At 68.4% G+C, this 13,750-nt stretch carries 14 protein-coding genes; 3 read left to right on the top strand and 11 right to left on the bottom strand.

What is annotated here, in order from left to right; all coding sequences use genetic code 11:
- Positions 1-4: 4 nt before the first annotated feature.
- Positions 5-853 (bottom strand): MlaE family ABC transporter permease, encoded by an 849-nt coding sequence (locus E7Z54_RS00225; RefSeq protein ID WP_240769428.1) that lies wholly within the window; start codon positions 851-853, stop codon positions 5-7.
- Position 854: 1 nt separating this feature from the next.
- Positions 855-1,661, bottom strand: coding sequence for an MlaE family ABC transporter permease (locus E7Z54_RS00220; RefSeq protein ID WP_136430812.1), 807 nt, complete (start codon positions 1,659-1,661; stop codon positions 855-857).
- 362 nt (positions 1,662-2,023) lie between these two features.
- Between E7Z54_RS00220 and E7Z54_RS00215 the strand changes: the two genes are divergently transcribed.
- Positions 2,024-2,821, top strand: coding sequence for an enoyl-CoA hydratase/isomerase family protein (locus E7Z54_RS00215; RefSeq protein ID WP_136430811.1), 798 nt, complete (start codon positions 2,024-2,026; stop codon positions 2,819-2,821).
- A gap of 108 nt (positions 2,822-2,929) precedes the next feature.
- Here E7Z54_RS00215 and E7Z54_RS00210 read toward each other — a convergent pair whose 3' ends face one another.
- The 8 genes from E7Z54_RS00210 to E7Z54_RS00175 all read right to left on the bottom strand — a co-directional run bounded on the left by E7Z54_RS00210 (position 2,930) and on the right by E7Z54_RS00175 (position 11,624).
- On the bottom strand, positions 2,930-4,435 hold the full coding sequence (locus E7Z54_RS00210) for a coniferyl aldehyde dehydrogenase (protein ID WP_136430810.1): 1,506 nt from the start codon (positions 4,433-4,435) through the stop codon (positions 2,930-2,932).
- Between the two features lie 54 nt (positions 4,436-4,489).
- Complete coding sequence (locus tag E7Z54_RS00205; protein WP_136430809.1) at positions 4,490-5,842, bottom strand: hypothetical protein; 1,353 nt, start codon at positions 5,840-5,842, stop codon at positions 4,490-4,492.
- 40 nt (positions 5,843-5,882) lie between these two features.
- Complete coding sequence (locus E7Z54_RS00200) at positions 5,883-6,554, bottom strand: NADPH-dependent FMN reductase (protein ID WP_206055925.1); 672 nt, start codon at positions 6,552-6,554, stop codon at positions 5,883-5,885.
- A 92-nt stretch (positions 6,555-6,646) separates the two neighbouring features.
- Positions 6,647-7,897, bottom strand: coding sequence for a PucR family transcriptional regulator (locus tag E7Z54_RS00195; RefSeq protein ID WP_206055924.1), 1,251 nt, complete (start codon positions 7,895-7,897; stop codon positions 6,647-6,649).
- 186 nt (positions 7,898-8,083) lie between these two features.
- Positions 8,084-8,635 carry a PadR family transcriptional regulator gene (locus E7Z54_RS00190; RefSeq protein ID WP_136430807.1) on the bottom strand — a complete coding sequence of 184 codons (552 nt, stop codon included), beginning with the start codon at positions 8,633-8,635 and terminating at the stop codon, positions 8,084-8,086.
- 60 nt (positions 8,636-8,695) lie between these two features.
- Positions 8,696-9,820 carry an acyl-CoA dehydrogenase family protein gene (locus tag E7Z54_RS00185; protein WP_136430806.1) on the bottom strand — a complete coding sequence of 375 codons (1,125 nt, stop codon included), beginning with the start codon at positions 9,818-9,820 and terminating at the stop codon, positions 8,696-8,698.
- Positions 9,817-10,995, bottom strand: coding sequence for an acyl-CoA dehydrogenase family protein (locus tag E7Z54_RS00180; RefSeq protein WP_136430805.1), 1,179 nt, complete (start codon positions 10,993-10,995; stop codon positions 9,817-9,819). The genes E7Z54_RS00185 and E7Z54_RS00180 overlap by 4 nt, the downstream gene beginning before the upstream one ends.
- The gene (locus tag E7Z54_RS00175; RefSeq protein WP_206055923.1) at positions 10,995-11,624 is read right to left on the bottom strand and encodes a TetR/AcrR family transcriptional regulator; all 630 of its coding nucleotides are present in this window, start codon (positions 11,622-11,624) and stop codon (positions 10,995-10,997) included. The genes E7Z54_RS00180 and E7Z54_RS00175 overlap by 1 nt, the downstream gene beginning before the upstream one ends.
- A gap of 175 nt (positions 11,625-11,799) precedes the next feature.
- On the opposite strand from E7Z54_RS00175, the gene E7Z54_RS00170 reads away from it, so the two are divergent.
- Positions 11,800-12,594: an enoyl-CoA hydratase/isomerase family protein gene (locus E7Z54_RS00170; RefSeq protein WP_136430804.1), complete on the top strand. Its 795-nt coding sequence runs from the start codon at positions 11,800-11,802 to the stop codon at positions 12,592-12,594.
- Between the two features lie 59 nt (positions 12,595-12,653).
- Positions 12,654-13,430: an SDR family oxidoreductase gene (locus tag E7Z54_RS00165; RefSeq protein WP_136430803.1), complete on the top strand. Its 777-nt coding sequence runs from the start codon at positions 12,654-12,656 to the stop codon at positions 13,428-13,430.
- 1 nt (position 13,431) lies between these two features.
- Here E7Z54_RS00165 and E7Z54_RS00160 read toward each other — a convergent pair whose 3' ends face one another.
- Positions 13,432-13,662: a hypothetical protein gene (locus E7Z54_RS00160; RefSeq protein ID WP_240769427.1), complete on the bottom strand. Its 231-nt coding sequence runs from the start codon at positions 13,660-13,662 to the stop codon at positions 13,432-13,434.
- Positions 13,663-13,750 lie beyond the last annotated feature (88 nt).

The following is a 13,750-nucleotide window of genomic DNA, read 5'->3' as shown; positions in this document are numbered from 1 at the left end:
CTGGTCACCCCGCGATGTGGACCGACGGGCCGCCCCAGATGGCGACGGCGAAGATCAGGTCGATGAACATCATGCAGATCAGAGACGAGCGGACCGCCCTCCCGACCGCCTCGCCCACGCCCGCAGGTCCTCCCGAAGTGCGAAAACCGTGATAGCAGCAGATCGAGACGATCACCAATGCCATCAAGATGACCTTGACGATGGCCAGGAAGAGGTCGCCCGGGATGAGGAAGGTGTCGAAGTAGTGCTGATAGGTGCCGGGCGCCTGGTCGTAGCCGACGACGACGACGACGTAGGTCGCCAGCCAGCACAGCATCAGGGCGACCGCGAAGAGCGGCACGACCGCGATCAGCCCGGCGATGATCCTGGTAGTGACCAGGTAGGGCACTGGTGGGACCGCCATGACTTCGAGGGCGTCGATCTCCTCGCTGACCCGCATCGCCCCGATCTGGGCAGTGAAGCCGGCGCCGACCGTGGCAGTCAGTGCGATGCCAGACACCAGCGGTGCGATCTCCCGGGTGTTGAAGTACGCCGAGAAGAAGCCGGACAGGGTTGAGACGCCGATGTTGTCGAATGAGGTGTAGGCCTGCAGGCCGACCTCGATGCCGGAGGCGGCGGTCAGGAAGCCGATCACCAGCACGGTGCCGCCGATGAGGGCGAGCGCACCCGAGCCGAGCGCGGCCTCGGCGAGGAGCCGCATGATCTCCCTGGGGTAGTGCTTCAGGGCCCGAGGAACATGGGAGTAGGCGTTGCCGTGGAAGCTCAGCTGGCCGCCGAGCTCGCGCAGGGCGGTGGTGGGCTTCGCCAGGTGGCGTAGCATCTCTGAGCCGTGGCCGTTCATCGTCAGCGCCATGTCAGGCTCCCAACTTCAGCTGGAAGAACAGCGCAGTGATCACGCTGTTGGCTCCGAACAGCAACATGAACGCAAAGACCACGGTCTGGTTCACGGCTTCCCCGACTCCCTTGGGGCCGCCCTTGGCGTTGAGGCCCAGGTAGCAGGCGGTCAGACCGGCGAGCAGACCGAAGACCGCAGCCTTCACCTCGGAGGCCAGGAAGTCGGAAAGACCCACCAGGAGCGTCAGCTCGGAGAGGTAGAGCCCTGGCGTGGCCCCCTGGAGCACCACAGAGAAGAAGTAACCACCGATCAGACCAACCACGGTCACCATGCCGTTGAGGGCGACCGCGACGAGGGTCGATGCCACGACCCGCGGCACCACCAGCCGCTCGATGGGATCGATGCCGAGGGTGACCAGGGCATCGATCTCCTCGCGGATCTTGCGGGAGCCGAGGTCCGCGCAAATCGCGGTCGCACCCGCCCCGGCAACGACCAGGACGCTCACGAGCGGGCCGATCTCGCGTACGACCGCCACCGCCGCGCCCGCGCCGGCGAGGTCGACCGCGCCGATCTGAATCAGGACCTGGTTGATCTGGAAGACGATGACCACGCAGAACGGGACCGACACCAGCAAAGCGGGCCCGAACGACACCGTCGTGATGAACCACGCCTGCGTGACGAACTCCCTGAATCGGAACCGACGCGTGAACATCTGCGCGAAGACCTTGCCGACGAAGGCGTAGAAGTCGCCGAACGTCGCGAACGTCTTGAACGGCGTCGACGAGCGCAGCGCTTCCCGTGCGATCCGGCGTGCCTCCGGGCTCATCCCGTCAGGACCGGGACGCCCTGTCCCCGGCTCGGCAAGCAGGGCTTGGGCCAGCTCGACGTTCCGTCGTCCGGCCGTCGGCTCCGGTCCGCCTTGTCGTGCGCGGCTCCTGACCGCGGTTCCAGCGGACGCTCGAGTCGGCGGCACGTCGGTTCCCCCTGGTGAGTTCATCGGCCCTGTCTCGGTTCGTGCCGCCCTCTCCCTCGGCCGTTCCACGGTAGGAATGTGTGATCGGCATCTCATAGAACGATCGCGCCTCGGGTTGGAACGCGCGCGCCACGGGCATCCGGACTCGGCGGTGTCGCCCGGAGGTGATTCTGCAACTCTTTGCAGAACCCTGGCGCTGGTACTACGTTGCGGCCATGCCGAAGCCTGCAGATCGCTACGACCTTGCCGAGCGGGGAGGCATCACGTGCTCCCAGGAAGGGGCCGTTCTCACCGTCACCCTGAACCGGCCTGACGTCCTCAACGCGATGCGACCGAGCACGTGGACGACGTTGGGCGCGATCGGTGCATGCATCGGTGACGAGGTACGTGCCGTCGTCGTCCGTGGCGCCGGCGAGTCGTTCAGCGCCGGCGTGGACCGTCGCCTCCTCGCGGGCGAACAGGTCGGCGAGGACGCCCCGCTCACCGGGCTCGCCGACCTCTCCTTCGAGGACTTCGACCGGACGGTCGCGGGGTACCAGGGCGGCTTCGCGTGGCTGAGGGACTCCCGCTTCATCAGCATCGCGGCAGTCCAGGGCTACGCGATCGGTGCCGCTTTCCAGCTCGCGCTGGCCTGCGACATCCGGATCGCGACGGACGACGTGAAGTTCAGCCTGCGCGAGCCCGCTCTCGGCCTGGTCCCCGACCTCACCGGGACCACGAACCTCGTCAGGGCGGTCGGCTACTCCCGCGCGCTGGAGTGGACGGCGTCCGGCAGGTTCGTGGAGGCGGACGAGGCGATGGCCAGCGGACTGGTGAGCCGCGTCGTCGCCCGAGAGGACCTGGACAGCGCCCTCGAGCAGATGGTGCAGGGTGTGACCGCACATCCGCACGACGCCGTCGCCGCCACGAAGTCGCTGCTGCTGGGAGCAGTCGAGCGCGGCTTCGACGCGCAGCGAACACACGAGCGAGCGGAGCAGTTCCGGCGCTTTGCAGCACTCGCCGCCGCGAAGTAGCACGTTTCCCCCAGCAACTACTCTTGCGCCGACGGAGGCCCGCGAACGCGCGCCGGAACGGGACCGTCCCGGCTTCGCGTTCCCGGCTCCGTCCGGGCACTCCGACGATCAGACGCGGCGCATCAGGTTCAGCAGCAGGTCGGCCACCTTGCCGTACGGCGGGTAGAGCATCTGTCCGCCCGTGCGTCCGAAGATGGCCCGCTGGTACATAACCGGCCTCAGGTGCGACATCGCGTCGAACCCCTCGCGACCGTGGTAGGCGCCGTACCCGGAGCCTCCCCGTCCGCCGAACGGAAGGTCGTTCTGCAGGTAGCCGATCATCATGTCGTTGACGACGGCGCTGCCGCTGGCGATTCGGCTGAGCCACCGCTTCTGATGCCGCTTCACGGCGCTCAGGACGTAGAGCGCCAGGGGCGTCGACCTGGCGTTGACGAAGTCCGCGGCCGTCTCGTCGCCGTCGTAGCCGATGATCGGCAGGACCGGGCCGAAAATCTCATCCTTCATGACGGTCGCGTCCTCCGGCGGGTTGATGATCATGGTCAGCGGAAGCTGACGGCGCTCCCTGCCGAGCTCGGGATCCTCGACCGAGATCACCTCGGCGCCCAGCGACCGGGCCTCCGTGACGTAGGCGGTGATCCGGTCGTAGTGCCGCTGGTTGAGGATCGCCGTGTACTCGGGGTTCCCGGCTGCCTTCGGGTAGAGCTTGCGCGCTTCCTCCACCACTGCGATGGCGAACTCCTTCTCGCGTCCCTGCGGCACCAGCACGTAGTCGGGGGAGATGCACACCTGGCCGCCGTTGTAGAGCTTCCCCCACGCCACCGTGGCCGCGGCTCGTCCGATGGGGTAATCCGCGTCGACGATCACCGGGCTCTTGCCACCGAGCTCGAGAGTCACCGGCGTCAGGTTGTCGGCAGCGGCCTTGGCGACGATCTTGCCGACCTGGGTCGAGCCGGTGAACAGCAGGTGGTCGAAGGGCAGCTTCGTGAAGGCCGAGGCGACCTCGCCGCCGCCGTCGGTGACGTAGAAGACGTCGCGGCTGAAGTTCTCCTCGATGAGTCGTTTGAGCACAGCCGAGGTGTGCGGCGTGAACTCACTGACCTTCAGCATGACCCGGTTTCCCGCCGCCAGCGCGGTGGCCGCTGGGATCAGGGCCAGGTGGAGCGGGAAGTTCCACGGCGAGACGACGCCGACGACTCCGAGCGGCGCCGGCTCGACGCGGTTCTTGGCCGGCTTGAACCAGATCGAGGCCGAACGCCGACGCGGCGCCATCCACGACCGGAGGTTCCGACGCATATAGCGGATGATGCTGATGGTCCCCACGATCTCGGACATCTCGGTCTCGAACGCCGCCCTGGTGCCGAAGTCCGCGTTGGCGGCCTCGATGAAGACCAGCCGGTTCTGCTCGACGAGCCGCTGCAGCTTGAGGAGGGTGGCCCTTCGCTCGTGCAGCGACGGCACGGCGCTGCCGGCGAACCCGTCACGTTGCCGCGCGAAGACCACTGCGAGCTCCGCTACGTCGGCTCCCGGTTGCACTCCGCCCTCCGGCGGCGTCTTGACCGAGCGCTTTCGCTTTCCAGTGACGGTCTCTGTGACGTCCTTGTCGATGATGGTCATCGGGGGTTCCCTTCTGCGGTCAGTTCTTGGAAAGACAGGTCCGGGAGAGCGGCTTCAGGCCGCGCTCGCCCAGGTGGTCCCGGCGTGGTAGCCGAACGGGTAGAACGCAACGGCGCCCGGAGCGGTGCGGATGAGAAGGTCGTAAAGAGGTCCGATCCTGTTCCGTTCGATGTTCCAGATGCGGCGGTCGCGGGTGACCTCGCGTACGGCGCGTCGGGCGGCCCGATCGGGATCGACACCTCTGATTACGGCCTCGGCAGCCGCCACCGCCGCCGAAGCACCCGTGGTCATCCCGTCTGAGAAGGTCGCCGAGACACCTTGGTGAGCGATGAGCTGCAGTTCCAGCGTGCCAGGTGGAGATGCGGGCGCCTTCCAGGGGGCGCCCGGGACCATGCCCGCGAACAGCGTCTCATCGGCGTCGTCGACGTCCATGCCGAGAGCGTCGGCGACTTCGTACAGCTCCTCGGTGATCTCGGTGAGCTCCTGCTGCTTGTCGTAGCCGGCGCGCTTGGACACCTGGCCGACGATGATCCCGTAGAAGGTCGAGTTGGGCGACAGCGGATCTCCGTACGGGTTGAAGAGGCCGACGTCGACCTGGTTGCGCCGGCGCACGGTGGCGACCAGCGAGGCGTTGGTCTCCACCGTCTTGAATCCGCCCGACCTGACCTTCAGCGGCGCCTGGACCGCGCTCGTGGCCCAGTCGACCTCCGGCGCCCGGCCGCTGAGGAGACCCGAGTTGTGGCTGGCGTTGACGATGAGCGGCCGCCTGCCCGGGGCGAGCGTGAACGCCTCGTCGACGGAGGTGATCGCCTCGGCCAGCTCGATGACTCCGTTGCGGGCCATCAGCTCGTGGATCGCACCCTGCATCCGGCTGTTCCGGGCGCCGTAGAACAGCGGGCGAGAGAAGCCCGTCCTCCCGCCCTGGAACGACGCGATGCGACCGAACTCGTAGGCGCCGGTCGGTCCCTTCGTCGCCATCGTCACCTGGTTCCTCGTGCCGATGCCCCGGCCGTCGACGATGTCGCCGTAAAGGGCGTCGACGTAGGCGTTCTGCGGCACGTCGAGCGCGTAACAGATGTAGTCGGTCCCGTGGCCCCTGAGCGTCGCCCCGTCCTTCATTCGGCGCGACTCCTGCGTGCGCGGCCCAGCGAGGACGACCTTGCCGTGGAACTGCTCGCTCCGCGCCAGCCGGGCGGCCATGACACTGGCGGTGAAGCCGGCGCCGACGATCACCACGGAGTCGTAGTACGGCCGCGATCCGGTCCCGACCGTGCGGTCGAGAAGCTTGCCGATGTGCGCGTGTCGCTTGGCATCGCGCTCTGTCGCGTAATGGACCTTGTCGTCGCGCCTGATCAGCTCCGAGATCGTTGCGCTGTCGACCGGCCCGACTTCGTGGATAGTGGTCACGGTTGTCGCCCTTTCGTGTTGGGGAAGTCTCTGTGGGTGGTCACCGGCGGGCGCCGACGAAGTCGACGACCTGCCGGCCGAGTGCGGACAGCTGGTCGGCGCATCGGGCATCGGAGACGCTCCCGGGCCCGTCGAACGTCGTCTGCGACGAGTTGATCGCAACGCCAAGCGGCGTCGGCCACCCGCGAAGCGCGTGCACGGTGGAGCGCAATGAAACCAGCGTGGTGGTGGTCGCCTGCCAGCCGTAGGCGCACACGATGCACCCCACCGCCCGGCCGTCCAGGTAAGGACGCTCATCCGCGCGGAGATCCTCGATGTAGTCGAGCGCGTTCTTCACGAGGCCGGAGATGCCGCCGTGGTAGGCAGGCGTCGCGATGATCACGCCATCGGCCTCCGCGAGGGCGTCCACCAAGGCGATGGCGGCAGGGGTACGTCGTGAGCGGTCCACGCTGTACATCGGCAGATCGAGGGCTTGCGCACTGAACAGCTTGGTCCGTGCTCCGTAGGCGGCTGCGGCGTCCAGCGCGAAACGCAGGGCACGCTCGCTTGAAGAGGCTTCACTCAAGGTGCCGCCGAGCCCCACGATGAGCGGACGCGGATCGTGAGCGGCAACTTGGCGCGTCATGACAGCTACTGACATATCAACTCGACTCCCTTGATGTGGTGCTGCGCCCGGGTTCTCACCGTTCATCCCTGGTGTGACGCGGGTCATATCGAGAAGTTAGGTGAGCGGCTGGGGGCCGGAAAGATGGTGGCGGCACATAGCGATGTGCGGAGAGCACATTGCGCGCGCCGGGGCAACGGTCAGCGTTCAAGGAGGGTTGCTCCGATCACGTCGACGAGCGCAAGGGCGGCGAGCAGTTCCGCCGGCCGCTTGGTGAGCGGTAGTCCACGGAGCGCCTCCGCCTTCTTCACGCGCTGCAACGCGGTGTTCCGGTGGATGTGCAGGCCGCTCGCCACCGCGGCGTAGCTGTAACCGGACACCACGAATGCCTGCGCGGTGTGGCGCAGCATCTCGACGTCGTCGCCGGGACGGTTGAGCCCCCTGAGCTCGTTTCGGACGAGTGCGCGCGCCGCATCGAGGTCTGCGCTGAGCGCGTCGATTAGGGCGACGTCGGCCCATCTCGTGAGAGTCGGAGCCTGTCTGCGCGAGAGACCGACCACCCGTCGGACACGCTCGGCACCGATTCGGCTGTTCCGGAACCCGCTCAATCCGGGCAGGACCGGACCGAGCGCGACATGGGCTGCTGGCGCCGCGGCGCCGGCCGCCGCGGCGAGCGCGGCGACGACCAGCCGACTACGAGACATGTCGAACCAGCCGGCGAGCGCGAAACCGTCGATGGGGAGGAGGACGGGCCTCGGGGCGTTGAGCGCCTCCTGCAGGGCGGAGACGGCACGCTGTGGCGCGGTCGCATCACCCTCACTCCAGCAGACGAACGCCAGCTGAGGTCCGGTCAGGCGGTGACCGAGCGACTGCTCCGCCCGCGCGACGTCGACGCTGTCGTTGTCGAGCAGCGCGCGCACCAGGTCACGGCGCTGCGATGCGGTTCGGCTGTCGATGCGTTGGCGCTGCTCCAGGTAGGCGGCAAGGATCCCGGAGGAGACGACATCGACCACCGCGAACGCGAACCGCTCGCTCTCCCGTACGGCGTTGACCAGCTCCGCAGGATCCTGCTCCAGAGCCATGATCGCGTCCGTCAGGATCCGAGCGAAGCACGCATGGCCGAGCCGGAAGGAGCGCAGGAGGTCCGCAAGGGGCAACCCTCGCTCGGCGTTGAGGCATGCGTACTCGACCGCGACCACCGGTGGTTCGCCCCGATCCGCCGGCAGAGCGTGCTCCATCATGGCCAGCACGAGCTCGACCATGCCCAGGCACGTTCCCCTGGCCAGGTGCGCGAGCGGTTCGTCGTGTCGCAGGTCGGGCAGCCCCGCGCCGATGAACTCGAACATCTCGTCGGCGAACTCTTGTTGCTTCTCCGCGGCGAAGGTCGCGGCCAGTGCCCGGACGGACGGCAGCGTGATGACGGGGCTGGGCTGCTCGTCGTCGGCACTCATCCGAGCGGCCGGCCTTCCTTGAGGCCACGCCGGCGCGGGCGTGGCGGAGTCGGGCCGGGCATGTCATGAACGCCTGCCCTCGTGGCGAGAGACATGGACCAACGGTGAAGTGTGTGACATCCGCCTCATAGAACGGTCGCGCCTATGGCAGGTACGTGCGTGCCGGGTCTCGGAGCAGGTCGCTCGCTAAGACTCCGGCGTGGGCAGATCGAGCCCCTCCAGCACCGGGATCGCCTCGTCGAGCCAGGTGATCCAGTGCTCCTCCAGGCCGATGCCGGCGCGAAGGATCAGGTGCTGCATACGCGCGACGTCGGAGAGCTCCGGCTGCCCGAAGTCGCGCTCAGCGATGTCGAGATACTCGTCGCGTCGCCGCAGGTGTGCTTCGCGGTGTGCGCGCAACTGCTCGACCAGAGGCCCGGCGCCCACGACGCTGGCGGCGCGCAGGCGAACCAGCAGCGCGTCACGGTACGGCCGCGGCCGCTCTTCCGTTCCCACCCACGACACGAGCTCCGAGCGTCCCTCAGGGGTCACTTCGAAGTGCTTGCGATTGCCACGGGAGGGGGGCTGCGGGATCGAGCGGACCAGCCCCTCCACCTCGAGCTTCCCGAGCTCTCTGTACACCTGTTGGTGCGTGGCCTGCCAGAAGTAGCCGATCGAGCGGTCGAACCGACGCGTCAGCGCGAGTCCCGACGACGGCTTCTCGATCAAAGCTGTCAGGATCGCGTGGCGGAGCGACATCCGGCCTCCTCGTGCTGCCGACGGACAGCCCCAGAATCTACGCGCTGACCTGAGGCGGCATCACGCCGGCGGCGCTCCGACGACAAGATTCACGACGTCTGCCAGCGCGGCGCGGTGCGCGCTCGGCGTTCCCCAGGCGAGCTGGTCCGCTTTCGCCCGCTTGAGATAGAGGTGCGCCGGGTACTCCCACGTCATGGCGATCCCACCGCAGAGCTGCACCGCCTCCTCGGCGGCGTGAACAGCCACGTCGCTGCAGTACGACGCAGCGACTCGCGCGGCGATCTCGACGTCCTCGCTGGCGGCGAGCGCTGCGGCAGCGTAACGCGCGGCGGCCGAGGCGGCCTCGACCTCGGCGTACAGGTCGGCGAGGCGGTGCTTGATCGCCTGGAAGCCTCCGACCACGCGGCCGAACTGCCGGCGGACCTTCAGATAGGCCACCGTTTGCTCCAGGCACCACCGGGCAACACCCGCCTGCTCGGACGCCAGCAGCCCCGCACCCGCGAGCAGTCCGCTCCGGATCGCCGCCTCCCCGTCGGCGAGTGCCAGCCGACCGACCGCACCATCGAGAGTCACGTCGGCGAGCTGGCGCGCCATGTCGAGGGACACGACCGGCTCGATCGCGGCGGCGGCGCTCTCGACGAGGTGCACCGCGACGCCAGCCGGCGTGCGCACGGGCACCACCATCAGGTCCGCCTCGATGACGCCCGCCACGCTTCGCACCGCGCCGGACAGGAGTCCGTCGGTCTCGGTGATCGAGGGCAGAGAGGCGTCCGGCCCGGTCGAGAGTGGTACGACGAGCGCAGCCGTTCGGTCTCCCGCAGCGATTGACCCGAGCGCTTCACGGGCGACGTCGACATCCGCGCAGGAGAGCAGTACGGAGGTGGCGACCACGGAGCTGGTCAGGAACGGGGTCGGCGCGCACGCCCGACCCAGCTCGTCCAGGACCGCCGCCGCCTCCACCGCCGACGCGCCGCCACCGCCGAAGGCCTCTGGCACGAGCAGACCGGCCAGGCCGAGGTCCGCCGCCAACGCCGGCCACAGCGCCTCGGCGAGCGAACGGTCGCCGTCGTACATCGCCGTGACGGCTGCGGTCGGGCACCTGTCGGCCAGCAGCGCGCGCACGGTCTTGCGCAGCGCAGTCTCGACGTCGCTGGGGAGCAGGTCGAGGTCGGGCGCAGAGCTCATCGTGCGAGCTCCTTCCAGGGCCGGTCCTTGTCGGCGCGATGCTCGGCGGGCAGACCGAGCACCCGCTCGGCGACGATGTTGCGGATGATCTCCGAGGTGCCTCCCTCGATGGAGTTGCCCTTCGCGCGGAGGTACCGGAAACCCGCGTCCCGGCCGGTGAACTCGACGTGCGTGGGTCGCACCATCGTCCAGTCCGAGTAGCGCAGGCCGTCCTCACCGAGCAGCTCCACCTCGAGGCCGGAGAGCTCCTGCGCGTTCCGCGCGAAGAGCAGCTTCAGGACCGACCCCTCGGGAGGACCGGGCTGCCCGTCCGCGAGCTTCTGCACGAGCCGGACCCCCGTGATCCGGGCGACCTCGGCCTCGACCCAGAGCCTGAGCAGGCGCTCCTGCAGCTGGGGCGTCCGGCGGTCGGGGTGCTCGCGCCAGGTGCGGGCGACCCGGCCGATCATCCCGGTCTCGCGCTCTCCGCCCTTCCCGATCGAGACCCTCTCGTTGTTGAGCGTGGTGTTGGCGACCCGCCAGCCCTCGCCCTCGGACCCGAGGCGTTGCGTGTCCGGGATCCGCACGTCGGTGAGGAAGACCTCGTTGAACTCCGCCTCGCCGGTGATCTGGCGCAGCGGCCGGACGTCGACGCCGGGATCGGTCATGTCGCAGAGGAAGTAGGTCAGGCCGGCGTGCTTCACGGCGTCGGGGTCCGTGCGTGCGACGAGAATCGCGAAGCGGGCGTTCTGAGCCTGGGAGGTCCACACCTTCTGGCCGTTCACGACCCAGCCGTCGCCGTCGCGCACGGCACGCGTGGAGACGTTCGCGAGGTCGGAGCCGGCGCCGGGCTCGCTGAAGAGCTGGCACCAGCGCTCCTCGCCCGTCCACAGCGGCCCGAGGAAGCGTCTCTTCTGCTCCTCCGTGCCGTAGGCGAGGATGGTGGGCGCCGCCATCCCGAGGCCGATGCCGTTGGCCGCCGGATCGTTGTCGGGCGCTCCGACCCCCGCGAAGAGCCGGTCGACCTCCGGCTGCAGTGCCTGGTCCGCCCCGAGTCCGCCGTGCCCGACCGGGAAGCCGACCCAGGCAAGCCCGGCGTCGTACCGGGCACGGAGGAAGTCCGTGCGGTCCGTGGTCCCGGGATCGTTGGCCGCCAGGAACTCGGCGACCCTGCGACGCAGCTCGTCGATCGTCATCACACCCTCCTCTTGCGAGGCGGGCTCAGCACGGTCGCCAGGGTCGACCGCACCGACTCCAGCGATCGGTCGTCGTGATCGGACAGCGCAAGGACGAAGCCGCCCTGCAGCAGCACGAGGACGGTGGTGGCCAGCTCGGCGGCGGGCAGGTCGCTGCGGATGTCACCATTCTCCTGCCCGGCGGAGAGCATCGCGGCGAGTCCCGCCTTCCACCGCGCAAAGCCGGCATTCAGCTCTATCCGGAACGCGTCGGAGGAGGCGGCGAGCTCGGTGGAGAACTTGCCGGCGAGACACGCACGCTCGAACCCCGACCGGACGAAGTTCGAAACCAGCTCGTCGAAGTAGCCCTCGACCTTCTCGGGCGTGGTCAGGTCGTCGCGATCGGCCCACGTCCCCATTAGGTCGAGCTGGAACGCCATGTACTGCTCGAGAACGGCTCGCGCGAACGCCTCCTTCGAGCCGAAATGGTGGTAGAAGGACCCCTTCGGGACCTCCGACGTCTCCAGGATCGCGTCGACCGTGGTCCCGTGGAAGCCGACGGCGTAGAACGCCCGCATCCCTTCCCGCAGGAGTCGATCGCGGTGCGGCAGAGGCCGGTCCGGGGCTGTCTTGGTCCTGGGGCTCACCATCGGGCCACTCGTTCCTTCCTCTCGTCCGCGAAGTGCGGACGTGCCCAAGGCTAGCCGCGCGCACTCGCCCGCAGCCGCCACCGGGATCGGTGTTGACGATTTAGTCTAGACGATTTAGTCTATCGCCTCCAGCGGGTACTCCCGGGTCCCCGACAGTCTCCGAAGGAGTACGGCAATGAGTCACGTGAAGCTTGAGTGGGTCGACGACGTCGCGGTCGTGACCACCGCGAACCCTCCCGCCGAGCTGTTCGACCACGGACAGATCGAGGGCCTGGTGAGCGCGGTCGAGCAGGCCACCGAGAAGCGGGCTCGCGCAATGGTGATCCAGTCCAACTCGCCGCTCTTTTCCGGCGGTGCCGATGTGGGCCTGTTCCTCGACAAGGACCGCGCAGGCGCGCGGGAGTTCCTGTCGGAGGCGATGGAGGCGATCTGGGCGATCGAGGACGCGCCGTTCCCCGTCGTCGCGGCCGTGAACGGCCTGTGCTACGCGGCAGGACTCGAGCTCGCTCTCGCCTGCGACTTCATCTACGCCTCCGACGACGCGGTCTTCTCCCAGGTCGAGGCACTGATCGGAGTGACCACGTTCCTCGGCGGTGCCTACCGGCTCGCCGAGCGCTGTGGACCGGGGATCGCTCGCGAGATCGTCTACACCGCGGGCAACTACAGCGCCGAGCAGTTCGCGCAGTGGCACATCGTGAACCGGGTGGTGCCGCTCGCCGACCTGCACGAGGAGGCGCACGCGGTCGCGCGAAGGATCGCCCGCGGACCGGCCGTGGCCCACGGCGTGACCAAGCGGATGATCCGGCACGCACTGACGAACGACTCGCGGTCCGCCGACAGCTTCGTCCTCGACGAGGCGACCGTGGTGTTCGAGACACGGGACATGCAGAACGCCGTCACTGCCCTGCTCGAGCAGGGCGCGCGCAAGTTCCGTGCGAACCATCACGAGATCGTCTTCGAGGGCCGCTGAGGCACCCCGACTCTCCCCCGATCAGCTTTCAACACGTCAAACAGAGGTAGGAACCTAGGATGCAAGAGCTCTTTTCGGTGCGCGGCAAGAAGGCCATCGTGACCGGTGGCACCCGCGGGATCGGCTACATGATCGCCGAAGGACTGCTGGCCGCGGGTGCGGAGGTCTTCATCTCCTCGCGCAAGGCCGATGCCTGCGAGGCGGCGGCGCGCGAACTCGGAAAGCTCGGCACCGTGCATGCCTTCGCGCGCGACCTCAGCAAGGAGGACGAGTGCCGAGGCCTCGTCGACGACGTGGCCGCACACGCCGACGCGGTCGACATCCTCGTCAACAATGCCGGAGCGAGCTGGGGCGCTCCCATCGAGGACTACCCCGACAGCGGTTGGAACCGGGTCATGGACCTCAACGTCAAGGGCCTGTTCAACATGACGCGCTTCGCACGCCCCCTGCTCGAGAAGGCCGCGACCGAAGGCGACCCCTCGCGCGTGATCAACATCGGGTCGATCGACGGCATCCTCGTGCCGGCGTTCGACAACTACGCCTACTCGGCCTCGAAGGCCGCGGTGCACCACCTCACGACGCACCTGGCCGCGGACCTCGCGCCGACCATCCTGGTCAACGCGATCGCACCCGGCCCCTTCCCCTCCAAGATGATGGAGGCATCCCTGCGCGAGCGTGGTGACGAGTTCCGCGCCATGACCCGGGTCGACCGCATCGGTGAGCCGCACGACATCGCCGGAGCGGTGATCTACCTGTCCTCCCGCGCCTCCACATTCGTGACCGGCGCCGTCATCCCGGTCGATGGTGGCATCAGCACGACGGGGCCTGCCCACTGACTCAGGTCCGTTCGATGATCGTGGCGTTGGCCAGGCCGCCGGCCTCGCACATCACCTGGAGCCCGTGGCGGGCCTCGCGCAGCTCGAGCACGTTGAGCAGGGTCGTGGCCAGTCGCGCACCGGACCCGCCGAGAGGGTGGCCGATCGCGAATGCCAGGCGGAGTCGGCCAGGCCTTCGACCGTGGTCGGGTCTGATGGTCTCGTCGACGGCGAGGGCGTTGACGTGGGTCACCTCGCTGGCGAGGATTCTGTCCTTCCAGGCCCGCGCGGCACGTTCGTGTGAGTATGACAACCCCATTTGGCCCCACTGTGATGCTCTG

The organism is Nocardioides sp. (assembly GCF_004803405.1).
Classification (GTDB): Bacteria; Actinomycetota; Actinomycetes; order Propionibacteriales; family Nocardioidaceae; genus Nocardioides; species Nocardioides vastitatis.
This window is presented reverse-complemented; position numbering and strand designations above follow the sequence as displayed.

Bases quoted from the DNA above. Each gene is read 5' to 3' on its own strand.
- E7Z54_RS00225 (WP_240769428.1), bottom strand. From the start codon at position 853: ATGGCGCTGACGATGAACGGCCACGGCTCAGAGATGCTACGCCACCTG.
- E7Z54_RS00220 (WP_136430812.1), bottom strand. From the start codon at position 1,661: ATGAGCCCGGAGGCACGCCGGATCGCACGGGAAGCGCTGCGCTCGTCG.
- E7Z54_RS00215 (WP_136430811.1), top strand. From the start codon at position 2,024: ATGCCGAAGCCTGCAGATCGCTACGACCTTGCCGAGCGGGGAGGCATC.
- E7Z54_RS00210 (WP_136430810.1), bottom strand. From the start codon at position 4,435: ATGACCATCATCGACAAGGACGTCACAGAGACCGTCACTGGAAAGCGA.
- E7Z54_RS00200 (WP_206055925.1), bottom strand. From the start codon at position 6,554: ATGACCCGCGTCACACCAGGGATGAACGGTGAGAACCCGGGCGCAGCA.
- E7Z54_RS00195 (WP_206055924.1), bottom strand. From the start codon at position 7,897: ATGAGTGCCGACGACGAGCAGCCCAGCCCCGTCATCACGCTGCCGTCC.
- E7Z54_RS00190 (WP_136430807.1), bottom strand. From the start codon at position 8,635: ATGTCGCTCCGCCACGCGATCCTGACAGCTTTGATCGAGAAGCCGTCG.
- E7Z54_RS00185 (WP_136430806.1), bottom strand. From the start codon at position 9,820: ATGAGCTCTGCGCCCGACCTCGACCTGCTCCCCAGCGACGTCGAGACT.
- E7Z54_RS00180 (WP_136430805.1), bottom strand. From the start codon at position 10,995: ATGACGATCGACGAGCTGCGTCGCAGGGTCGCCGAGTTCCTGGCGGCC.
- E7Z54_RS00175 (WP_206055923.1), bottom strand. From the start codon at position 11,624: ATGGTGAGCCCCAGGACCAAGACAGCCCCGGACCGGCCTCTGCCGCAC.
- E7Z54_RS00170 (WP_136430804.1), top strand. From the start codon at position 11,800: ATGAGTCACGTGAAGCTTGAGTGGGTCGACGACGTCGCGGTCGTGACC.
- E7Z54_RS00165 (WP_136430803.1), top strand. From the start codon at position 12,654: ATGCAAGAGCTCTTTTCGGTGCGCGGCAAGAAGGCCATCGTGACCGGT.